We start from the raw sequence: 20,912 nt of genomic DNA on the forward strand, positions 1-20,912 counted from the left end.
TTATGCAATGCGGTCATCACGCAACCGGAGGCCGACATGGCTGTTTCGATCCTGCTTGTGGAGGATGACCTCGCCATTCGCGAGATGCTCCGCCTGCCCCTCAACCGGGCCGGCTACGATCTGCGCGAGGCAGGCGACGTCCGCAGCGCGCGCACCGACCTGCTCCAGGACCCGCCCGATCTGGTCCTGCTGGACTGGATGCTGCCGGACATCAGCGGGCTCGACTGGGCCCGGGAACTCAAGGCCAGCCCCGTCACCAAGGACATTCCGGTGATCATGCTGACCGCGCGCGGCGAGGAGGAAGACCGCGTCCGCGGGCTGGACGTCGGCGCCGATGACTACATCGTCAAACCGTTTTCGCCGCGCGAGCTGGTGGCGCGGATCAAGGCCGTGCTCCGGCGCACCACGCCCACCAGCTCGGAGGAGCCGGTGGAGGTCCGCGGTCTGGCGCTCGATCCGGTCTCGCACCGGGTCAGCGGCAACGGGCAACCGGTCAGTCTGGGCCCCACCGAATACAATCTGCTGCATTTCTTCATGACCCACCCCGACCGGGTCTTCACCCGCGAGCAGCTGCTGGACAAGGTCTGGGGCACCAACGTCTACGTGGAGGAACGCACCGTGGATGTGCATATCCGTCGCCTGCGCAAGGCGCTGGCCGAAACCGGACACGACGACCTGGTGCAGACAGTGCGGGGCTCCGGTTACCGTTTCTCCGACCAGCCCTGACCGGACCCGCCCCTTGCAGCCCCCCTTCAACCCCTGGCCACGGGTTATTGCCCGCAACCTGCTCGCCGGCCTGATCATTCTCGGCACCGGGTGGGCCCTCGGCTACCCGTGGATCACCGCGACGGGCCTGCTGACCGCCGCGCTGGGCTGGAACCTCCTGCAGCTCTACCGGCTGGAAAACTGGGCCCGTCGCGGCGGCCGCAGCGAGCCCCCGGATGCCCGCGGCATATGGGGCGAGATCTTCACCAACCTGCACCAGCGCCGCCAGCGGCGACTGCGCCGGGTGGCCGGCCTGCGGCGCACGCTGGAACGCTACCGCGACTCGGCCAGCGCCCTTCCCGACGCGGTGGTGGTCCTCAACCCCGAGCACCGGATCGAATGGGCGAACCCCACCGCCGCGCGCCTGCTGGATCTGGAATGGCCGGCCGACGAGGGCCGCCGCATTACCCACCTGGTGCGCCATCCGGATTTCCTGCGTTTCATGGACCCCGCCAGTCCGCCGCAGGAGAGCCTCAACATGCCGTCGCCGCTGGATGCGAACCGGCGGCTGGAGATTCGTCTGGTGCCCTACGGCGAGCACCAGTACCTGCTGCTGGCGCGCGACACCACGCACCTGCACCGTCTGGAGGTGATGCGCCGGGATTTCATCGCCAACGTGTCCCATGAACTGCGCACCCCGCTGACCGTGCTCTACGGCGTGGCCGAAACCCTCGAGGACGAACTGGTCGACCAGCCGGAACTGATGGACTCGGTACGCCTGCTGCGCGAACAGTCGGAGCGCATGAAACTGCTGGTGGACGACCTGCTGATGCTCTCGCGCCTGGAGACCGGCTCGGAACAGGGCGAGCAGACCTGGTTCAACCCGACCAAGATGCTGCGCAGCCTGATCGACGAGGCCGAACTGCTGTCCGGCGACCGCGGCCACCACCTGGCACTGGATGCCGAGCCCGATCTGGAGATCCTCGGCACCGAGACCGAGTTGCGATCGGCCTTCGCCAACCTGCTGTTCAATGCGATCAAGTACACCCCGGCAGGCACCCGGGTCACCCTGAGCTGGTCCGCAACCGACGACGGCGGCGCCACTCTCGCCGTGGACGACAACGGTCCCGGCATCGCCAGCCACCATCTGGAGAGGCTGACCGAGCGTTTTTACCGCGTGGACGATGCCCGCAGCCAGGATCGCGGCGGCACCGGCCTGGGTCTGGCCATCGTCAAGCATGTGCTGCTGCGCCACCAGGGACAGCTGCAGATCGACAGCGAACTCGGCGTCGGCAGCCGCTTCAGTTGCCATTTCCCGCCGCATACGGTGCGGCGCTGCGAAAACTGAATTCAGATCAACCAGGTCGTGCCGAGACGCAGCTCCGGGGCAGCCCCGGGGATCAGGTCCATCAAAGCCCAGCCAAAGACCAGCGTGATGAACGCCCCGGAGAACAGCGTGGCCGCCCACAGGCCGATCCGGTTGCCGCGTTTCAGTCCCAGCAGTTCACGCAGAGCCACATACAGCAGCGCAAGGCTGTACAGGATCAGGGCCAGCGCGAGGCCGTTGCCCCAGGGCCAGGGGAACGCCGCGACCACGTTGCCCAGCCATGCCGGGACCAGCCCCAGGGTCACGGCCATGGCGGCCCGCTCGGGACCCGCCGGCCCCTGGAACAGCTCCACCAGATAGTGAGCCGACAGGGTCAGCCCCGCGACCCCCACCGTCATGGCCAGCACGCTGTAGACGCCGAACCCCACCGGATCCGGAACGGACTCCGGGGGCAGCGCGGGTGGCATCAGCCCGTAAAGCCATTGACTGAGGATGACGCTGGTCAGCACCAGGGGCAGAGAGAAACGCAGGAACACGGCCTGCCACGAAGGCAGCGGACCGTGAGCGGCGAGCGAGCGCAGCACCGGTCCCGGACGAACCAGGACACGGGCGGCCAGGGGCCAGACGCGAAGGGGACGATCAGCTTTCATGGGTGCACTGTATGAAGCGCCGATGACAATCCCGTTACAGCCCCCTGTCATGCTTCTGTCACGTTGCCGTCACCAAACTGCAAGCATGGCTCCCGATAATCCGGCATCAAGGACCCACCGGTCCGACGCACCGTCAAGCAAGCACGAGGGAGTGACCCATGCTGTTCAAGCGTACCGTTCTGGCCGCCGCCGCGGCCGCCGCCCTTGCCGTCACACCGGCGATGGCCGATGTTGACCCGGACCTGCCGGCCTACCAGACCGTCAGCGGCATCTCCGGCAACCTGTCCAGCGAAGGCTCGGACACCCTGAACAACCTGATGGCACTGTGGGCCGAGGAGTTCCAGGACTTCTACCCGAACGTGAACATCCAGATCCAGGGCGCCGGGACCTCCACCGCCCCGCCCGCCCTGACCGAGGGCACCGCCGACTTCGGCCCGATGTCCCGCCAGCCGCGCGACAGCGAGCAGGCCGCGTTCGAAGAGCGCCACGGCTACGAGATGACCCTGGTGCCGGTGGCCATCGACTCCATCGCCGTGTTCGTGAACCGCGACAATCCGATCGAGGGCATGACCATTGCCCAGGTTGACGCCGTCTTCTCCTCCACCCGCCGCTGCGGTGGTGCCGAAGACATCACCCGCTGGGGTCAGCTCGGCCTGGAAGGCTCCTGGGCCAACCGCGACATCACCATCTACGGACGTAATGCGGTCTCCGGGACCTACGGCTACTTCCGCGAACATGCCCTGTGCGATGGTGACTACCGCAACTCGGTGAACGAACAGCCCGGCTCCGCCTCGGTCGTCCAGGGTGTCGCCGAGTCCCTCAACGGCATCGGCTACTCCGGCATCGGCTACAACACCTCCGGTGTCCGCGCCATCGCCCTCGGCGAGAGCGAGGATGCCCTGTACGAGCCGACTGCCGAGAACGCCGCTTCCGGCGACTACCCGCTGTCGCGCTTCCTCTACGTCGCGGTCAACAACCACCCGGAAGACGGCCTCGCCCCGCGCCAGGCGGAGTTCCTGAAGATGGTGCTGTCGCAGGAAGGCCAGGAGGTGGTCGTGCGTGACGGCTTCGTCCCGCTGCCCGAGACGGTCGCCAAGCGCCAGCGCGAGGCCCTCGGCCTCGAATAACCGGTGCACCTCCCGCAATGGGGAGGCGCCAGGGCCCGGACACTGTCCGGGCCTTTTTCGTTTATGCCTCTCTCCTCGAGCCGCTGCGCGTTCAAATGCCTGTCACCGCAGTGTCATCGGAATGTCACAAGGCGCCCTTAGGATCCCTGCCAACGACCGTCACGCGCCCGTCGATATTTCAGGGGAACCGAATGCCCGGCACCATCGCGAACACCACTCTCGACCGCTTCCAGCGCTGGCGCCGCGCCAAGGACACCTCGGCCCGCTACCTGATCGGATTCTTCGGTCTGGCCGTGATCGGCGCCCTGACCCTGATGTTCGTCTACCTCCTGAGCGAAACCCTCCCGATGTTCCAGGGCGCCTCGCTGGAGGAACGCGCGGCCTACGATGCGCCCGGCGGGGCCGACACGGGGACCATCCACCTGGCGGTCAATCGGCATCGCGAAATGGCCGTGCGTCTGACCGAAGACCGTCGGGCGGTCTTCTTCCGCCCGTACAGCGGCGAGGTGGTAAGCGAACAGCCGCTGCCGATCCCGGATGACGTACGGGTCACCAGTTTCAGCATGGCCGAACCGCGCACGCGCCTGGTCGCGGCCGGCCTGGACAACGGCCAGGTGCTGGCCATCGAATACGAATACAACGAACGCTTTACGCCGCAGGGTCGCGAATACGATCCGGGCCTGGTGTACCCCCTGGGAGACGAGGATTCGGCGCTGCTGGACGTGGATTCCGAGGGCCGGGCCATCGACGTGGTCGGCATCCAGCGAGGTTCCAGCGGCGTGCGGGTGGCCGCAGCCACCGAGGACGGCGAGCTGCGGCTGGTCAACTTCGAGGAACGCACCTCGATGATGACCGGCGAGACCGAGGTCACCCGTTCGGCCCACGACCTGCCCTCCCTGCCCGAGGGCGCGACGCCAACCCGCATCCTGGTCGACATCACCGGGCGCAACCTGATGGTGGGCGACGACCGGGGCCGGCTGCATTTCTTCGACATCAGCACCCCGCGCAACGCCCGGCTCGTTGACAGCAAGCGCGTGGTGCGCGGGGACGATGCCAGGGTCACCTCGCTGGAATACATCCTGGGGACGGTTTCCGTCGTGGTCGGGGGCTCGGATGGCTCGGTCGCCCAGTACATGCTGGTGCGCGACGAAGACAACGTGAACCGCATCACCCGCGTCCGCGACTTCCCGCAACATGCCGATGCGGTCACCAACACCCAGCCGGAATACATCCGCAAGGGGTTCGCCACCACCGACGCCTCCGGCGCCCTGGCGGTCCATTACCCGACCTCGCAGCGCACCCTGCTCCAGCAGACGATCAGCGACCGTCCCCTCTACCGCGCGTACATCGACCCGCGCAATCGGATGCTGATCGCGATCGACGATGCCGAGACCTGGTTCGTGAACGACCTGTCCAACCCGCACCCGGAAGTCTCCTTCCACGTGCTGTGGCAAAAGGTCTGGTACGAGGGCCGTTCCGGCGGCGACTACGTGTGGCAGTCGTCGTCCGCCACCGACGAATTCGAGCCCAAGTTCTCGCTGGTGCCGCTGACCCTCGGCACGGTCAAGGCCGCCTTCTACGCCATGCTGTTCGCCACCCCGCTGGCCATCATGGGGGCGATCTACAGCGCATATTTCATGTCGAGCCGCATGCGCAGCCTGACCAAGCCCAGTATCGAACTGATGGAGGCCCTGCCAACCGTCATCCTGGGCTTTCTGGCGGGCCTGTGGCTGGCCCCGTTCATCGAGGCCAACCTGCCCGCGGTAGCCAGCATCCTGATCCTGCTCCCGCTGGCCATGCTGGTGATGGCCTTCGTCTGGACGCGGGTCCTGCCGGAGGGCGTACGCCGTGCGATCCCCGCAGGCTGGGAAGCCGCGATTCTGATCCCGGTGATCCTGCTGGTGGGCTGGTTCGCGGTGTTCATCAGCCCGCATCTGGAAATCTGGATGTTCAACGGGGATGCCCGCCAGTGGCTGACCGACGCCGGCTACACCTACGACCAGCGTAACGCCCTGGTGATCGGCATCGCGATGGGTTTCGCGGTAATCCCGACCATCTACTCGATCTCCGAGGATGCGGTCTTCAACGTGCCCAGGCACCTCACCCAGGGCTCGCTCGCCCTGGGCGCCACCCCCTGGCAGACGGTGGTGCGCGTGGTGCTGCTGACCGCCAGCCCGGGGATCTTCTCGGCGGTGATGATCGGCTTCGGCCGCGCCGTCGGCGAGACCATGATCGTGCTGATGGCGACCGGCAACTCCCCGGTGGTCAACTTCAACATCTTCGAGGGCATGCGCACGCTCTCCGCGAACATCGCGGTGGAGATGCCCGAGACCGCGGTGGGCGGCACCCATTACCGCATCCTGTTCCTGGCCGCGCTGGTCCTGTTCGCCCTCACCTTCACGGTGAACACCATCGCCGAGATCGTGCGCCAGCGCCTGCGGAACAAATACAGCACCCTGTAAGGAACAACGATGAAACACTGGTTCCAGTCCGGCACTCCGTGGATCTGGCTGAATGCCGGGGCAATCGCCGCCTCACTGGTGATGGTCTTCGGGCTGATCACCATGATCGCGGTGAATGGCCTGTCGTTCTTCTGGCCGTCCGAGGTCATCGAGTTCGAATACCAGCCCGCGGATGACAGCGAGCCCCGGGGGGTGATGGGCGAACTCGCACGCTCGGAAACCATGACCGCCCAGGCCGCGCGGGAAGCCGGCTTTCAGGTGCCGGAGGGTCAGGAAATCGTCGTGCGCCACCTGATCAAGCGCGGCAACCGCGACCTCGATTCACGCGACTTCCGCTGGTATCTCGAAGACGCGATGTCCGAACGCCGCACCCCGCGCGACGCCGTGGTGCTGGAACGCCTGCAATGGGGTGACTTCTTCGGCTTCATCCGGGAATACCGCGAGGACGGCGAGACCGTGGCCGAAGGCGACGCGGCGCGCTCCGCCTTCGAACAACGCATCCGGGAGACCCGCGATCTGGTGCAGCAGCTCGAACGCATCGAGCGGGTCGAGATCGGTCAGGTCAATCATCAGATGGAACGGGTGCGGCTCGACCGTCGCGGCCTCGAGCGGGATACCTCGCTGACGGAGGAACAACGCGCGCAGCGCCACCGGGAACTCGACGAGGAACAGGCGGCCCTGGACGCCCAATACGCCGAGCTGGAATCCGAACGCAACGCCCTGCGCGAAGAAGTCGCCCGTTACGCCATCGTGCTGGAGACTGCCGATGGCCAGCGCACCACCATCGCGCTGTCGCAAATCGTGAATGCCTGGTGGCCGAACGACATGAGCACGGCCGCGAAGCTGAGCCACTACGTCGGCAGCTTCTGGGACTTCATGACCGGCTACCCTCGTGAAGCGAATACCGAGGGCGGCATCCTGCCGGCGATCTTCGGCACCGTGCTGATGGTGATCCTGATGTCGATCGTGGTGACCCCGTTCGGCGTGCTCGCCGCGATCTACCTGCGCGAATACGCGAAACAGGGCCCGCTGGTACGCATCATCCGCATCTCGGTGAACAACCTGGCCGGGGTACCGTCGATCGTGTTCGGAGTGTTCGGCCTGGGCTTCTTCGTGTATCTGGTCGGCGGCAACATCGACCAGCTCTTCTTCGAGGATGCCCTGCCCTCGCCCACCTTCGGCTCGCCGGCGATCATCTGGGCATCGCTGACGCTCGCCCTGCTGACCCTGCCGGTGGTGATCGTCTCTACCGAGGAGGGCCTGACGCGGATCGGCAGCAGCGTACGCCACGGTTCCCTGTCGCTGGGCGCCACCAAGGCCGAGACCCTGTGGCGACTGATCGTGCCGCTGTCCGCGCCGGCCATGATGACCGGCCTGATCCTTGCCGTGGCGCGCGCCGCTGGCGAGGTCGCACCGCTGATGCTGGTGGGCGTGGTCAAGCTCGCGCCCAACCTGCCGGTGGACGGCACCTTCCCCTATCTGCACCTGGACCGTGCCTTCATGCACCTCGGCTACCACATCTACGACGTGGGCTTCAAAAGCCCGAACGTCGAGGCCGGCCGACCGCTGGTGTACGCCACGGCCCTGATCCTGGTGCTGCTGATCGTCGTCCTTAACCTGACCGCCATCTCCATCCGCAACCATCTGCGCGAGAAATACCGCGCGGAAAGCGACTGAGACGGGCCATGTTCAACGTCTCTCTCAGGCACCGTTATTGCGAGGCCCCGCAGGGGCCGCGGCAACCTCGTGACGCAACCCCGACGTTCGCTCCAGTCGCCTGCGGCGTCCGCCCCGGAGATCGCCACGGCGCTGCGCGCCTCGCGATGACGCCTGGCTTTCCCCGTCATTGCGAGGCCCCGCAGGGGCCGCGGCAACCTCGCGACGCAACCCCGACGTTCGCTCCAGTCGCCTGCGGCGGCGTCCGCCCCGGAGATCGCCACGCGCCTGCGGCGCTCGCGATGACGGCGCTTTTCCGGACCGCTGCCGCACGCTTCGCGCCGACGCGATGTGTCGAACCCCATTCCCCATGGAGTACCCGAAATGAGTGACACCCGGACCCACGCCGTCAACCTGCCCCAGGAACAGGCCCCGCGCGGCCTGAACATCGATCGCGAAGACATCTGCCTGACCGCAGAAGACCTGAAGCTGTACTACGGCGACGACCAGGCGCTCAAGGGGATCGACATCCGCATCCCCAAGAACCGGATCACCGCCTTCATCGGACCCTCCGGCTGCGGCAAATCCACCTTCCTGCGCTGCTTCAACCGCATGAACGACCTGATCGACGCCGCCCGCATCGAAGGCACCATTCGCCTCGACGGCGAGGACATCTACGGCGCCGATGTCGACGTGCCCGAGCTGCGCCGCCGCGTGGGCATGGTGTTCCAGAAACCCAACCCCTTCCCCAAGTCGATCTACGAGAACGTGGCCTACGGCCTGCGCCTGCAGGGCGTGAAGAACCGGCGCCGGCTCGACGACGTGGTGGAAAAGTCGCTGCGCCGCGCGGCCCTGTGGGACGAGGTCAAGGACCGCCTGCACGAGAACGCCTTCGGCCTGTCCGGCGGCCAGCAACAGCGCCTGGTGATCGCCCGCGCCATCGCCATCGATCCCGAGGTACTGCTGCTGGACGAGCCCTGCTCGGCGCTGGACCCGCTGGCCACGCTGAAGATCGAAGAGCTCATGATCGAGCTCAAGAAGGACTACACGCTGGTCATCGTCACCCACAACATGCAGCAGGCCGCGCGCGTATCAGACTACACCGCCTTCATGTACATGGGCGAACTGATCGAATACGCCGACACCGACACCCTGTTCACCTCGCCCGCGAATAAGCAGACCGAGGACTACATCACCGGCCGCTTCGGCTGAGGAGCCCCACGCCATGGACAAGAGTTTCTTCAAGCAGCACATCTCCCAGCAGTTCAACGAGGAGCTGGAAGACATCATCAAGCGCGTGATGGAAATGGGCGGACTGGTGGAACAGCAGCTGGCCGATGCCGTGAACGCCATGGTCGAGGGTGACACCGAACAGGCCGAGACCGTGATTACCACCGACTACCGCATCAACGCGATGGAGGTGGAAATCGACGAGCAGTGCACGCACATCCTCGCCCGACGCCAGCCCACTGCCTCCGACCTGCGCCTGGTGATCGCCGTAATCAAGACCATCACCGACCTCGAGCGCATGGGCGACGAGGCCGAGCGCATCGGCCGCATGGGCCTGCATCTGCTCGAAGCCGACCGCCAGACCGCCCCGATGAGAGATCTCGCGGAAATGGGGGAACACGTGCGCCACATGACCCGTGGCGCGCTGGACGCCTTCGCCCGCATGGACACCGAGCAGGCGGTGCGGGTCGCCCAGCAGGACATCCAGATCGACAGCCTGTACGGATCCGTCACCCACAAACTGATGAAACAGATGACCGCCGCCCCCGACGCGGTCCCCCGCCTGATGGACATCGTCTGGGCCACCCGCTCCCTGGAACGCATCGGCGACCGCGCCCGCAACATCTGCGAATACGTCGTCTACTTCGTCAAGGGCAAGAACGTGCGCCACACCAGCTACGAACAGATGGCCGCCGAAGCCACCGGCGACCGGCGCTGACGCGCGTCGCGACCGGACCGTCGGGCACAGGCTGCGAGCCCCGCCCCCTCGCCGCTTGTGCCCGAGCCTGAGATTCGCCTGCACGGGCATCCATCGATCGTGACGGATTGATCGCGGCACGCGGGGCCACGTCGGCGTTACGTCGATCCCCGCACTCATCGGGTATTCACGGGACGTTCAGGGGGTGGCGGGCAAGGTACAATCCTGCCTCGTCCTCGTCCCTGCCCGGGTTGCCATGCGTCGTCTGTCCGTGATCCCTGTTCTGTTCGTGGCCCTGGCCGTGCTGGCCGTGGCCGTGTGGTGGTGGCCCGGCGGCGGCGATCCCGACGGCTCCGAGCGGCGTAGCGGGGGTGACGCACGGCCGGTAGCGGTGGTGACCGCCGAGGCCGAGCGCCGCGAGCTGGTCGAGCGCCGGCGCTTCACCGGCTCGCTGGAAGGCGGTGACCGGATCGAGATCACGCCCCGGGTCACCGGCCACGTGCGCGAGGTGGCGGTGGCACTGGGCGACCGGGTGGAACCCGGGGATCTGCTGCTGCGCCTGGATGCCGAGGAGTTCGAACAGGAACTGGAGCGTGCCGAGGCCGAGCTGGCGGTGGCCGAATCCGGGCTGGCCGAGGCTCGCGCCGGCGAGGCGGCCGCGCGTCGGGAGCTGGCTCGCACCCGCGACCTGCGGGAACAGGGGATTGCATCGTCCTCCGAGCTGGAGGCGGCCGAGACCGAACGGGAGCTGGCGGTCACCGCGGTGGCGCTGGCCGAGTCGCGCCTGCGGCAGAACCGCTCCGCCGTGCGTTCGGCGGCCATCCAGCTGGAATACACCCGGATTCACGCCGATCGCAACGACGACGGAGAACCCGGAGCCACCCGCTACGTGGCCGAACGCCAGGTCGATCGTGGCGCGCTGGTGGGCACCGGCGACACACTGCTGACGCTGGTCCGGCTGACCCCCATGCGCGCGGTGCTGTCCGTCACCGAGGGCGACTACGCCCGGCTGCAGCGGGGCATGCCCGTGGAGGTGACCACGCCGGCCTGGCCGGGGGAACGCTTCGACGGGGAAATCTCGCACATCGCGCCGGAGTTCCGTCCGGGTTCGCGTCAGGCCCGGGTGGAGGTGGAGCTGCCCAATGACGACGAACGCCTGCGGCCGGGGATGTTCGCGGAACTGTCGGTGGAACTCGACCGGCATGCGGAAAGGCTCGCCATCCCCCGCGACGCGGTCATGCACCGCGAAGCCGGCGCGGTCATCTTCGTGGTCGAGGATGCCGGGGAAGACGGGGATGACGGACCGGTCGCCCGCCGCCACACGGTCACCACCGGGGTACGCGACGGCGATTTCATCGAACTGCGCGAACCCGAACTGGAACCCGGGACCCGGGTGGTGGTGCTGGGCCAGCATCTGCTGAGTGACGGCACCCCGCTGCGGATCCGCGACGACGCGACGGGGTCCGGCCAGTGAATCCGGCGCAGTTCACGGTTCACCGCCCCGTGCTGACCAGCATGGTGGCGCTGATCGTGCTGGTGCTGGGGCTGTCCGCCCTCACCCGGTTGCCGGTCGCCCTGCTGCCGGACATCGCCCTGCCGGTGATGACCGTGAACACCTCGTGGTCGAACGCCGGCGCGGAGGAAGTGGAACAGCTGGTGACCCGGCCGATCGAACAGGCCGCGGCCGCGGTCACCGGGGTCGAGGAGATCCGCTCGACCTCGGCCGAGGGCAACTCGCGGGTGCGCATCACCCTCGCCTGGGGCAGCGACCTGCGCGCGGCGATGGATGACCTGCGCGACCGCATCGCGCGCATCGAAAGCAGCCTGCCGGACGACGCGGAGCGCCCGCGCGTGCGCCAGTTCGATACCGCGGATTCGCCCATCATGCTGCTGGGCGTGGCCAGCGGACTGGACGCGATCCACCTGCGCGGGCTGATCGACGACCGCATCGGCCCGCGCCTGGAGCGCCTGCCGGGGGTGGCCGCGGTGGACGTGCGCGGAGGACTTGAGCGCGAGGTCCGGGTGGAGGTCGAGCCGGACCGCCTGCGCGCACTGGATCTGGGGCTGGACGACATCCGCTCGCGCCTGACCGGGGCCAGCGTGATCGCGCCGGGCGGGCCGATCCGGGATGGCCGCCGCGAGTTCAACCTGCGCACCCCGGCCCAGTTCGAGGCGCTGGACGAGATCGGCGAGGTAGTGGTCCACCGCGACGAGGACGGCCGCACCCGCCTGCACCAGGTGGCCCGGGTGCTGGACACCCACGAACGCGAGACCCGCCGCTTCCGGGTGGATTTCGAGGACGGCGTGGTGCTGGCGATCCGCAAGCTGACCGACGCCAACACCGTCGAGGTCGCCGACCGAGTGCACGCCGAACTGCGCGCGAGCAACCGTGATTTCCCGCAGGCAAGCATCAGCGCGGTCAGCGACGAGTCGGGATTCATCCGCAATTCCATCGCCAACGTCGGCCAGGCGATCCTCTACGGCTCGGCGCTGGCGATGCTGGTGCTGCTGCTGTTCCTGCGCAACCTGCGCTATACCCTGGTGGCCGCGACCGCGATCCCGCTGGCGGTGATCTCGACCTTCGCGCTGATCCATTTCGGCGGCCACAGCCTGAACCTGATGACCCTGGGCGGGCTGGCGCTGGGCGTGGGCCTGATCGTGGACAACTCCATCGTGGTGATGGAGAGCATCGCGCGGCGACGCGAACAGGTTCCCGACCTCGCGCCCACCACCGCGGCGGCCGAGGGCACCGGGCGCGTGGCACCGGCGATCGTCGCCTCCACCCTGACCACCCTGGCGATCTTCCTGCCGCTGTTCTTTGCGGAGGAGCTGGCCGGCCATCTGTTCCGGCCCCTGGCGGTGGTGGTGGCCTTTGCCCTGTTCGCCTCCCTGATCGTCGCGCTGACCCTGGTGCCGATGCTGATGGCGCGCATGCGCCGCCCCGCGTCCGCGCCGCGCATGCGCGAGCGCATGGAACGGGCCTATGCGCGGGCGCTGCGTCCGGCGCTGGATAATCCGTGGTCGGTGGTGGGCATCAGCCTGGCGCTGTTGATCATCGCGCTGGCGGGGCTGCGCGGAGTCGGCACCGAGTTCATGCCCGCCACCGACGAGGGCGAGATCCGCGTGAACCTGTCGATGGAGCCGGGCACGCCACTGGACGACCTGCAGACGGTGATGCTCGATCTGGAAGAGCAGGTCCGTGACGAGGTACCCGAACTGCAGCACCTGGTGAACAGTATCGGCGCCTCGGCCTTCCGCGCCTCGTCGCCGGCGGCCGCCAACATGCGCATCAATGTCGGCCCGCGCGATGCCCGCGAGCGCTCGTCCGAAGAGATTGCCGATGCCCTGCGCAGTGCGCTGGGCGATCCCCCCGGCGCGGAGATCCGCGTGCGGGCGCGCGGCGGAATCTTCTTCCGCGGCTTTGGTGGCGACGACGAGGAGAGCCTGGCGGTCGAGGTGCGCGGCTTCGATCTCGACACCATGCGCGCGGTTACCGAACGCTTCGAACAGGCACTGGACGACGTCCCCGGCATCACCGACACACGGGTCGCCGAGGACGGTGGCCAGCCGGAGTTCGCCACCCGCATCGACCGCAACCGGGCCGCCGACCTCGGCGTGGAAGTCGAGGCCATTGCGCAGACCCTGGAGACCGCCCTGGGCGGTACCCGTGCCGGGGCCCTGCGCGCGGCCGGAGACGAGGTCCCGGTGCGGGTGCAGCTGCGCGACGCGGTCACCGCCACCCTGGATGACCTGCGCGACCTGACCCTGCGCAACGAGGACGGCGACCGCGTGGCCCTGCGCAGCGTGGTCGACTTCGATCGGGCGATCGGGCCGGACTCCATCGAGCGCCGCGAACAGGCACGGATCAGCACCCTGCACGCCAACATCGGCGGGCGTTCCCTGGGCGAGGTGGCCGCGGACGTACGTGCGGCGCTGGAGGGGATCCCGCTGCCGGCGGAGATCGACTACTCGGTCACCGGCGACATCGAGGAACAGGAAGCGGCGTTCTCGGAGCTGCTGCTGGGCACCCTGCTGGCGGTGCTGCTGGTCTACATGGTGATGGCCAGCCTGTACGAATCGCTGCGTGACCCGCTGATCGTGATGTTCTCGGTGCCGCTGGCCATCATCGGGGTGGTCCTCGCGCTGCGGGTCACCGGCACCACTCTGAACGTGCAGTCGCTGATCGGTATCCTGCTGCTGGTGGGGATCGTGGTGAACAATGCCATCCTGCTGGTGGACCGCATGGCCCGGCGCCACCGCGCGGACGGCATGGAGCTCGTGCAGGCCGTCATCACCGCCGCCGGGGAACGCCTGCGACCGATCCTGATGACCACCCTGACCACCATCCTCGCCCTGCTCCCGCTGGCCATTGGCGCGGGCGAAGGCGGCGAGGCGCAGGCACCGATGGCGCGGGTGGTGATCGGCGGCCTGCTGTCCTCCGCGCTGATCACGCTGTTCCTGATTCCGGCCCTTTATCTGCTGTTCTACCGCCGCTCGCAGCAACGACCGCCCGTTTACCGCATGGTGGATGCCCATGACTGATCGCCGCTCACCGTCCACGATGGTCGCCTTGCTCGCGGGTGCGGGCCTGGCCGGGCTGCTGGCCGCACCCGCCGCCTCCGCGCTGGAACTCGATCTGCCGGACGAGGTACTGGCGGTGCCCGAAGGCGTCGCCCCGTCGGGCGGGACTCCCGCCGGCGATACCGGGAACCAGCTTCTTTTGACGCTGGAGGAAGCGGTGACCTCGGCGCTGGAGAACCACGCCGGGCTGCGCGCGGAACGCCTGCAGCCGGCGATCCAGGACACCTTTGTCGCCCAGGAGCAGGCGGTGTTCGACCCCGCACTGTTCGCCGAGGTGGAGACCGGCCGCGACCGCAGCGTGCGCCAGCTCGACCAGATCGGGGTCACCGACGAGGTGGTCTCGACCCGCCGCAGTGGCGAGGTCGGGCTGCGCCAGGAGCTGCCGACCGGCACCGAACTCACCCTGTCCGTGCGTAGTCAGCGCAGCGACAGCAACCGCGTGGACCAGGCGCAGTACACCGCGCGCGGCGGGGTCACCCTGACCCAGGCGCTGCTGCGCGGCGGACGCATCGAATCCAACCGGGTCCGGCTGGAACAGGCGGGGCTGGACGTGCGCGCCTCGGAACACGAGCTGCGCGGCTACGTGGAAGAACTGCTGAACGACGTGGAGGCGCGCTACTGGGATCTGGTCCTCGCCGGCCAGCGGGTCGGGATCTTCGAGGAGGCGCTGGAGGTGGCCGAACGCCAGCTGGCAGAGACCCGCGGCCGGATCCGCGCCGGCGACCTGCCGGAGACCGAGGAGGTGTCGGCGCGCGCCGAGGTCGCGCTGCGCCGCCAGGGGCTGATCGACGCCCGCAGCGATCGCGCGGTGGCACAGGACGCGCTCGCGCGCCGCATTCACGGCCAGGGCGGGTTGTGGGATACCCGGCTGGAGCCGGTCTCCGAGCCCGAGCTGGAGCGTTATTCCCTGGAGCCTATGGAGACCTGGGTGGCCCTGGCCCGGCACCACCGGCCCGACCTCAACGAGACGCGGGTGCGGGCCCGTCGCGACGAGCTGGAACTGGTGCGTACCCGCAACGGCCTGCTCCCACGGCTGGATTTTTTCGTGACCCTGGGCCAGTCGGGCTATGCCGACAGCCTTGCCTCCAGTGCCACCGGCGATGGCGGCTCCGGCTACGATCTGGCCGCCGGTCTGGAGTTCGAGCTGCCGATCGGGCAGCGCGCGGCGCAGGCCGAGCATCGCCGCGCGCGGCTGACCCGCCAGCAGGTCCACGAGACCCTGGCCAACCTGGAGCAGCTGGCGGTGGAGGACGTGCGCGCGGCCTGGTTCGAGGCCGCGCGCCTGCGCGAGCAGATCAACGCCCGCGAGGAGACGGTGAAGCTTCAGGAGGAACAGCTGCGCGTGGAGAAGGCCCGTTTCCGTGCCGGCACCGGCACCGCCCTCGCCCTGGCCCGGGCGCAGCGTGACCTGCTGGAAAGTCGCCTGGAGCGCACCGACAGCATCGTGGCCTTCCGCCAGGCCCGCACCGCCCTGCTGCAGGCCTCCGGGACCCTGCTGCACCACCGCGGGATCGAGGCCCCGGGCGGAGAACCGGAGCCCCTTGCCCCGTAGTGCCTGCCCCCGAACCAGGCGGGCTGCGGGTAACTGTCAGCTGCGACCGATCAGGTTGAGGAATTCGCGCCGGGTGCGCGAGTCCTCGCGGAAGGCGCCGAGCATGACCGAGGTGGCCATCGAGGAGTGCTGCTTTTCCACGCCGCGCATGGTCATGCACATGTGGCGGGCATCCACCACCACGCCCACGCCCTTGGCCTGGGTGACCTGCTGCAGGGCCTCGGCGATCTGACGCGTCAGGTTCTCCTGGATCTGCAGGCGGGCGGCGAACATGTCGACGATGCGTGCGATCTTGGACAGGCCGATCACCTTGCCGTCCGGCAGGTAGGCCACGTGCACCTTGCCGATGATCGGCAGCACGTGGTGTTCGCACAGCGAATACAGCTCGATGTCGCGCAGCAGGACCATCTCGTCGTTGTCCGAGGTGAACAGAGCCCCGTTCACGATGGTGTCCAGGTCTTGTTCGTAGCCGCGGGTCAGGTACTGCATGGCTTTCGCGGCACGCAGCGGGGTGTCCTTCAGGCCCTCGCGTTCCGGGTCCTCGCCGAGCCCGGCCAGGATCTCGCGGTAGTGCCCGGCCAGTTCGCTGGCCGGCGTGCGGTTATCGGGTTCCTCGTCGCTGTGCGAAGCGGCGTCCATCATGTTCTCCTTGGATCAGAGCGGATCGGATCAACCGACCGTGACCGCCCCCAGGCCCGCGGCCAGGGAGAGGATCGCGCCGGTGGTCAGCACCATGCGCAGGGTCAGATAGCCCGGCGGCAGTCGCCGGTCACGCAGGCTCAGCCGGTCCACCCACAACACGCCCAGGAACAGGACCGCCAGGGTCATGATCGCCTCGGGCAACGGTTGCAGGACCGCCAGCCAGGCCAGCACGGGCGGGATGACCGCCCAGGCAGGGCCCGAAAGCGGCCCCACGCGATGGGAGCGGTCCGCCAGGTGGATGCCCCAGTGAATCGCCCCCAGAAACGCCAGAATGACCGCACCATATAGCGCCAGCGCGTTGAGTGCGAAAGCCTGCCATTCCGGATGGGCGATCCATGCCCCTGCCCCGAAGAACACGAACGGGATCAATCCGCCGGCGCCCAGTACGGTCAGGACCGGGTCCCGCGCGTCGGTCCGCGGCGTGTCCGGCGTGGCTTCGCCCAGCCAGGCGCGCAGTTCGGGCACCCCGCCCAGGGCGCCTTCCCGCGTGACCACCAGGGGCAGCATGCGCATGCCGGTGGCCTGCTGCAACTGGTGGAACGCCGCGCGGTTCCCGGCCGACCCCATGCCCCATTCCAGGCGGGTCCACTCGCCGGGCCGCTGCCGGTCCAGCAGGGCTTCCGCTTCGCGGGTGTCGCTGAGACCGGAGGTCACCAGTACGATCGGGTATTCGTCGAGTGCGCGGCGCACCGGTTCGGGCCAGTCGGGGTTGGTCTCCGCCATGCTCGTCTCCTTCGGCATCATTTACAGCCATTGTACAGGTATTGTATAAGATAGATATCAACCCCGGCCGCTGGAGAGCCCGGACATGCAAAGACAGCGCATCGCCGTCATCGGCGGCGGTATTTCCGGACTCGCCTCGGCCTGGATCCTGCAGCAGCACCACGACGTTCGGCTGTTCGAACAGGCGCCGCAGCTCGGGGGCCATGCGCATACCGTGGATGTGGCCGACCCCGAGGGGCCGACCGCCATCGACACCGGGTTCGTGGTCTATAACCAACGCAACTATCCGCTGCTCACCCGCCTGTTCGCGGAGCTGGCCGTCGAGACCCGTCCCACGGACATGAGCTTTGCCTGTTCGCAACAACCCGCCGGCATCGAATATGCCGGGAACAACCTGAACACGCTGTTCGCCCAGCGCACCAATCTGTTGCGTCCGCGGTTCCTGCGGATGGTTGCCGATATCCTGCGCTTCAACCGCCTGGGCCACGAACTGAATGCACGTCAGGAGATGCCGGAGGGCACGCTGGGCGAGTTCCTGGCCCGTCATCGCCTGGGGCGCGGCTTCACCGAAGACTATCTGCTGCCGATGGGCGCGGCCATCTGGTCGTGTCCGCCGGCGCGCATCCGCGAATTCCCGGCGGCCAGCTTCCTGCGCTTCTTCCTCAATCATGGTCTGCTGGATCTGCGCGATCGCCCGCAGTGGCGCACGGTGGTCGGCGGTTCGCGCAGCTACGTCCGGCGTCTGGCGCAGCGTCTGGTCCCCGGCTCGGTGGCGCACGGCGCGGTATCCGCGGTGGAGGCTCGCGCCTCGCAGTGGCGGGTGCACGGATCCGGCGAACCCGAGGAGTTCGACCGCGTGGTGTTCGCCTGCCACGCGGGCGATGCCCGCCGGCTGCTCGACGGCGGCCCCGAAGCCACCCGCGCCCGCCTGGCCGCCTGCCAGTTTCAGGAAAACCGCGCCCTGCTGCATACCGACGTCCGGTTGATGCCGCGCTCCCGGCGGGTCTGGTCTTCGTGGAACTACCTCTCTCGCGCACGCGCAACCGGCGAACGCGGTGTCTCGGTATCCTACTGGATGAACGCCCTGCACCGGCTGCAGCGTCGCGAGAACTACATCGTCAGCCTCAATCCCCTGCACGACCCGCATCCGTCGCTGACCCTGGGCGAGTTCCTGTGGGAACACCCGGTGATGGACGCACCGGCCGAACGGGCGCGTGCCGCACTGGCCGAACACCAGGGCGAGGACGGCCTGTATTTCGCCGGGGCGTGGATGGGCGACGGCTTTCACGAGGATGGCCTGCGTTCGGCACGGAGCGTGGGGCGCGCACTGGGACTGGAAATGCCCTGGACGGCGGGTTCCGAACCCCTGGCTGCTCCCCGGGCGGACACCAGGCAACCCGCGGGAACCTCCGTCCGCACCGTGACGGGACAAACCTGATGGATGCCGCCCTGCTTCCCGGCCATGTCATGCACCGTCGCCTGCACGGGCCGGACTATCGTTTTCGCTACCGGCTGGTGAGCGCGCTGTTCGACATCGACCGCGTCGAGGATCTGGCGCGCAACCGCCGCTGGTTCTCGCTGGATCGCTTCAACCTGTTCAGCCTGCACACCCGTGACCACGGCCGCCGCGACGGCACGCCCTGGCGGCCGTGGGTCGAGGCCCGGCTGCGCGAGGGCGGACTGGAACCTGATGGCGGCGCGATTCTTCTGCAGGCCACGCCCCGGGTCCTCGGCCATGCCTTCAACCCCCTGAGCATCTGGTACTGCCATCACATCGACGGGCATCTGCAGGCCGTTTTGCTGGAAGTCCGCAACACCTTCGGCCAGCATCACCATTATCTGCTGCCGGCCGGAGACAGCGCGGGGGGCATGCTGCGCGCGGAGAAGGACAAGGTGTTTCACGTCTCGCCGTTCATCGATATGGACGCACGCTACGCGTTCGCCGTGACCGCGCCCGAACTGCGCGAAGGCAGCTCGATGCGCGTGGCGATCCGCGAGTACCAGGACGACCGGCTGCTGCTGGTCGCCACCCAGCACGGCCATGTCCGGCCGATGACCGACGCGACCCTGCTGCGCCAGTGGGCCCGCATGCCCTGGATGACCCTCCAGGTCCTGTTCCTGATCCACTGGCAGGCCCTGAAGATCTGGTGGCGCGGCGGGCGCTACCACCCGCGCCCCGACCCGCCCGAAAAGGAGATGAGCTGATGGAACTGCAACGCAGCGAACGGCTTCCGGCCATGTCCCGGTCCGCGGCGGGCCGGGCCCTGGACCTGCTGGCGCGGCGTATCCATGGACTGGACCATGGTCACCTGACCCTGATCGGTCCGCATGGCGAACGCCGCGAGATCGCCGGGCAGGGCCCGGGCAGCGAGGCGGTCTGGCACCTGCGGCGGCCGTGGGCCACGCTTGTGCGACTGGCCCGCCACGGCGACATCGGCTTCGCCGAGGGGTTCATCAACGGCGAATGGACCACGCCCGATCTGCATGCCCTGCTGCGTCTGGCGATGGAGAACGAGCACCGGCTCGGCCGCGTCTACCAGCGCCCCGCCTGGCAACGCGGAGTGGATGCCCTGCGCCACTGGCTGCGGCGCAACTCGCGCCGGGGCAGCCGCGCCAATATCCGCTTTCATTACGATCTCGGCAACGACTTCTACCGCCTGTGGCTGGATCGCGGCATGGGCTACTCCGCCGCGCTTTTCTGTCGCGGCGACGAATCCCTGGAGCGCGCCCAGGAGCACAAATACGAACGCCTGCTGACGCGCCTGGCTCCGGAACCCGGCGCCCACATCCTCGAGATCGGCTGTGGCTGGGGCGGCTTTGCGGAGTTCGCGGCCCGGCGCGGCTACCGGGTGACCGGCGTCACCCTGTCTGACGAGCAGCTGGAGTACGCCCGCGAGCGGATCCGGCAGGCGGGACTGGCGGACCGGGTCGACCTGCGTCTGCAGGACTACCGCGAACTGAACGAGACCTTCGACCACGTCGTGTCCATCGAGATGTTCGAGGCCGTCGGCGAACGCTGGTGGTCCACCTGGTTCGAGCAGGTGCACCGCTGCCTGCGGCCCGGCGGGCGAGCCGCGGTTCAGGTCATTACCATCGAGGAAGCCGCGTTCGACTATTACCGCCACAACGCGGACTTCATCCAGCTGTACGTGTTTCCCGGCGGCATGCTCCCGACCCCGGCGCGCTTCGGCGACGCGGCGGCCGCGGCCGGCCTGCAGGTCACCGAGCGCGCGTTCTTCGGTGCCGACTACGCCCGCACCCTGGTGCACTGGTACCGCGAGGTCATGCGCACCCGGGGGGCGATCGAGGCGCTCGGTTATTCGCCGGCTTTTCTGCGCATGTGGCGTTACTACCTGGCGTACTGCGAAATCGGTTTCAGTTCCGCTCGGGTCGACCTGATGCAGACCGTCATGGAACGCCCGGAACGCGGACTGCCTCACGGGCAGGGAACGCGAGTCTGAACTAGACTCGTCTGTCCGGCGTGGCCTTTGGGTAACCGG

The 20,912-nt window shown here is 68.2% G+C and carries 16 protein-coding genes; 13 read left to right on the forward strand and 3 right to left on the reverse strand.

Features of this window, described 5'->3' with window-relative positions; translation table 11 throughout:
* Nucleotides 1–36 precede the first annotated feature (36 nt).
* The gene (phoB, locus tag F790_RS0109030; RefSeq protein ID WP_018869552.1) at nucleotides 37–726 is read left to right on the forward strand and encodes a phosphate regulon transcriptional regulator PhoB; all 690 of its coding nucleotides are present in this window, start codon (nucleotides 37–39) and stop codon (nucleotides 724–726) included.
* Nucleotides 727–739: 13 nt separating this feature from the next.
* Complete coding sequence (gene phoR, locus F790_RS0109035) at nucleotides 740–2,053, forward strand: phosphate regulon sensor histidine kinase PhoR (protein WP_019590043.1); 1,314 nt, start codon at nucleotides 740–742, stop codon at nucleotides 2,051–2,053.
* 2 nt (nucleotides 2,054–2,055) lie between these two features.
* Here the strand turns inward: phoR and F790_RS0109040 are convergent, their stop codons facing one another.
* Entirely contained in the window at nucleotides 2,056–2,682 is a 627-nt protein-coding gene (locus tag F790_RS0109040) for a YIP1 family protein (RefSeq protein WP_018869554.1), read from the reverse strand.
* A 158-nt stretch (nucleotides 2,683–2,840) separates the two neighbouring features.
* Here F790_RS0109040 and F790_RS0109045 point away from each other — a divergent pair, with 158 nt between their 5' ends.
* From F790_RS0109045 to F790_RS0109080, 8 genes are all read left to right on the forward strand, one after another.
* Entirely contained in the window at nucleotides 2,841–3,809 is a 969-nt protein-coding gene (locus tag F790_RS0109045; RefSeq protein ID WP_019591450.1) for a PstS family phosphate ABC transporter substrate-binding protein, read from the forward strand.
* 191 nt (nucleotides 3,810–4,000) lie between these two features.
* On the forward strand, nucleotides 4,001–6,271 hold the full coding sequence (locus tag F790_RS0109050; RefSeq protein WP_019591451.1) for an ABC transporter permease subunit: 2,271 nt from the start codon (nucleotides 4,001–4,003) through the stop codon (nucleotides 6,269–6,271).
* A 9-nt stretch (nucleotides 6,272–6,280) separates the two neighbouring features.
* On the forward strand, nucleotides 6,281–7,948 hold the full coding sequence (pstA, locus tag F790_RS0109055; RefSeq protein ID WP_019591452.1) for a phosphate ABC transporter permease PstA: 1,668 nt from the start codon (nucleotides 6,281–6,283) through the stop codon (nucleotides 7,946–7,948).
* 363 nt (nucleotides 7,949–8,311) lie between these two features.
* Nucleotides 8,312–9,139, forward strand: a complete 828-nt coding sequence (gene pstB / locus F790_RS0109060) for a phosphate ABC transporter ATP-binding protein PstB (RefSeq protein ID WP_019591453.1) — start codon at nucleotides 8,312–8,314, stop codon at nucleotides 9,137–9,139.
* 13 nt (nucleotides 9,140–9,152) lie between these two features.
* The gene (phoU, locus tag F790_RS0109065; RefSeq protein WP_019591454.1) at nucleotides 9,153–9,875 is read left to right on the forward strand and encodes a phosphate signaling complex protein PhoU; all 723 of its coding nucleotides are present in this window, start codon (nucleotides 9,153–9,155) and stop codon (nucleotides 9,873–9,875) included.
* Nucleotides 9,876–10,110: 235 nt separating this feature from the next.
* Nucleotides 10,111–11,328 (forward strand): efflux RND transporter periplasmic adaptor subunit, encoded by a 1,218-nt coding sequence (locus tag F790_RS0109070; protein ID WP_019591455.1) that lies wholly within the window; start codon nucleotides 10,111–10,113, stop codon nucleotides 11,326–11,328.
* The gene (locus F790_RS0109075) at nucleotides 11,325–14,396 is read left to right on the forward strand and encodes an efflux RND transporter permease subunit (RefSeq protein ID WP_019591456.1); all 3,072 of its coding nucleotides are present in this window, start codon (nucleotides 11,325–11,327) and stop codon (nucleotides 14,394–14,396) included. Before F790_RS0109070 ends, F790_RS0109075 begins: the two co-directional genes overlap by 4 nt.
* The gene (locus tag F790_RS0109080; protein ID WP_369773036.1) at nucleotides 14,383–15,987 is read left to right on the forward strand and encodes a TolC family protein; all 1,605 of its coding nucleotides are present in this window, start codon (nucleotides 14,383–14,385) and stop codon (nucleotides 15,985–15,987) included. Before F790_RS0109075 ends, F790_RS0109080 begins: the two co-directional genes overlap by 14 nt.
* Nucleotides 15,988–16,023: 36 nt before the next feature.
* Here F790_RS0109080 and folE read toward each other — a convergent pair whose 3' ends face one another.
* Both folE and F790_RS0109090 read right to left on the reverse strand, forming a co-directional pair.
* Nucleotides 16,024–16,626 (reverse strand): GTP cyclohydrolase I FolE, encoded by a 603-nt coding sequence (folE, locus tag F790_RS0109085; RefSeq protein WP_019022139.1) that lies wholly within the window; start codon nucleotides 16,624–16,626, stop codon nucleotides 16,024–16,026.
* A 30-nt stretch (nucleotides 16,627–16,656) separates the two neighbouring features.
* Nucleotides 16,657–17,412 (reverse strand): DUF3429 domain-containing protein, encoded by a 756-nt coding sequence (locus F790_RS0109090; protein WP_019591457.1) that lies wholly within the window; start codon nucleotides 17,410–17,412, stop codon nucleotides 16,657–16,659.
* 85 nt (nucleotides 17,413–17,497) lie between these two features.
* Here F790_RS0109090 and F790_RS0109095 point away from each other — a divergent pair, with 85 nt between their 5' ends.
* The 3 genes from F790_RS0109095 to F790_RS0109105 are packed head-to-tail and all read left to right on the forward strand — an operon-like array spanning nucleotide 17,498 to nucleotide 20,873.
* A complete protein-coding gene (locus F790_RS0109095; RefSeq protein ID WP_019022141.1) occupies nucleotides 17,498–18,850 on the forward strand; it encodes an NAD(P)/FAD-dependent oxidoreductase in 1,353 nt (450 codons plus the stop codon).
* The gene (locus tag F790_RS0109100) at nucleotides 18,850–19,617 is read left to right on the forward strand and encodes a DUF1365 domain-containing protein (protein WP_019591458.1); all 768 of its coding nucleotides are present in this window, start codon (nucleotides 18,850–18,852) and stop codon (nucleotides 19,615–19,617) included. Before F790_RS0109095 ends, F790_RS0109100 begins: the two co-directional genes overlap by 1 nt.
* A complete protein-coding gene (locus F790_RS0109105; RefSeq protein WP_019590054.1) occupies nucleotides 19,617–20,873 on the forward strand; it encodes a cyclopropane-fatty-acyl-phospholipid synthase family protein in 1,257 nt (418 codons plus the stop codon). The genes F790_RS0109100 and F790_RS0109105 overlap by 1 nt, the downstream gene beginning before the upstream one ends.
* Nucleotides 20,874–20,912 lie beyond the last annotated feature (39 nt).

Origin of the sequence: Thioalkalivibrio sp. ALE20 (assembly GCF_000381405.1) — a bacterium.
GTDB lineage: Bacteria > Pseudomonadota > Gammaproteobacteria > Ectothiorhodospirales > Ectothiorhodospiraceae > Thioalkalivibrio.

What these genes read in the sequence shown, in the direction of transcription:
- pstB (WP_019591453.1), top strand. Translation starts at nt 8,312, where the DNA reads ATGAGTGACACCCGGACCCACGCCGTCAACCTGCCCCAGGAACAGGCC.
- F790_RS0109095 (WP_019022141.1), top strand. Translation starts at nt 17,498, where the DNA reads ATGCAAAGACAGCGCATCGCCGTCATCGGCGGCGGTATTTCCGGACTC.
- F790_RS0109100 (WP_019591458.1), top strand. Translation starts at nt 18,850, where the DNA reads ATGGATGCCGCCCTGCTTCCCGGCCATGTCATGCACCGTCGCCTGCAC.
- folE (WP_019022139.1), bottom strand. Translation starts at nt 16,626, where the DNA reads ATGGACGCCGCTTCGCACAGCGACGAGGAACCCGATAACCGCACGCCG.
- F790_RS0109050 (WP_019591451.1), top strand. Translation starts at nt 4,001, where the DNA reads ATGCCCGGCACCATCGCGAACACCACTCTCGACCGCTTCCAGCGCTGG.
- F790_RS0109070 (WP_019591455.1), top strand. Translation starts at nt 10,111, where the DNA reads ATGCGTCGTCTGTCCGTGATCCCTGTTCTGTTCGTGGCCCTGGCCGTG.
- F790_RS0109090 (WP_019591457.1), bottom strand. Translation starts at nt 17,412, where the DNA reads ATGGCGGAGACCAACCCCGACTGGCCCGAACCGGTGCGCCGCGCACTC.
- phoU (WP_019591454.1), top strand. Translation starts at nt 9,153, where the DNA reads ATGGACAAGAGTTTCTTCAAGCAGCACATCTCCCAGCAGTTCAACGAG.
- F790_RS0109040 (WP_018869554.1), bottom strand. Translation starts at nt 2,682, where the DNA reads ATGAAAGCTGATCGTCCCCTTCGCGTCTGGCCCCTGGCCGCCCGTGTC.
- F790_RS0109080 (WP_369773036.1), top strand. Translation starts at nt 14,383, where the DNA reads ATGCCCATGACTGATCGCCGCTCACCGTCCACGATGGTCGCCTTGCTC.
- F790_RS0109105 (WP_019590054.1), top strand. Translation starts at nt 19,617, where the DNA reads ATGGAACTGCAACGCAGCGAACGGCTTCCGGCCATGTCCCGGTCCGCG.
- phoB (WP_018869552.1), top strand. Translation starts at nt 37, where the DNA reads ATGGCTGTTTCGATCCTGCTTGTGGAGGATGACCTCGCCATTCGCGAG.
- pstA (WP_019591452.1), top strand. Translation starts at nt 6,281, where the DNA reads ATGAAACACTGGTTCCAGTCCGGCACTCCGTGGATCTGGCTGAATGCC.
- F790_RS0109045 (WP_019591450.1), top strand. Translation starts at nt 2,841, where the DNA reads ATGCTGTTCAAGCGTACCGTTCTGGCCGCCGCCGCGGCCGCCGCCCTT.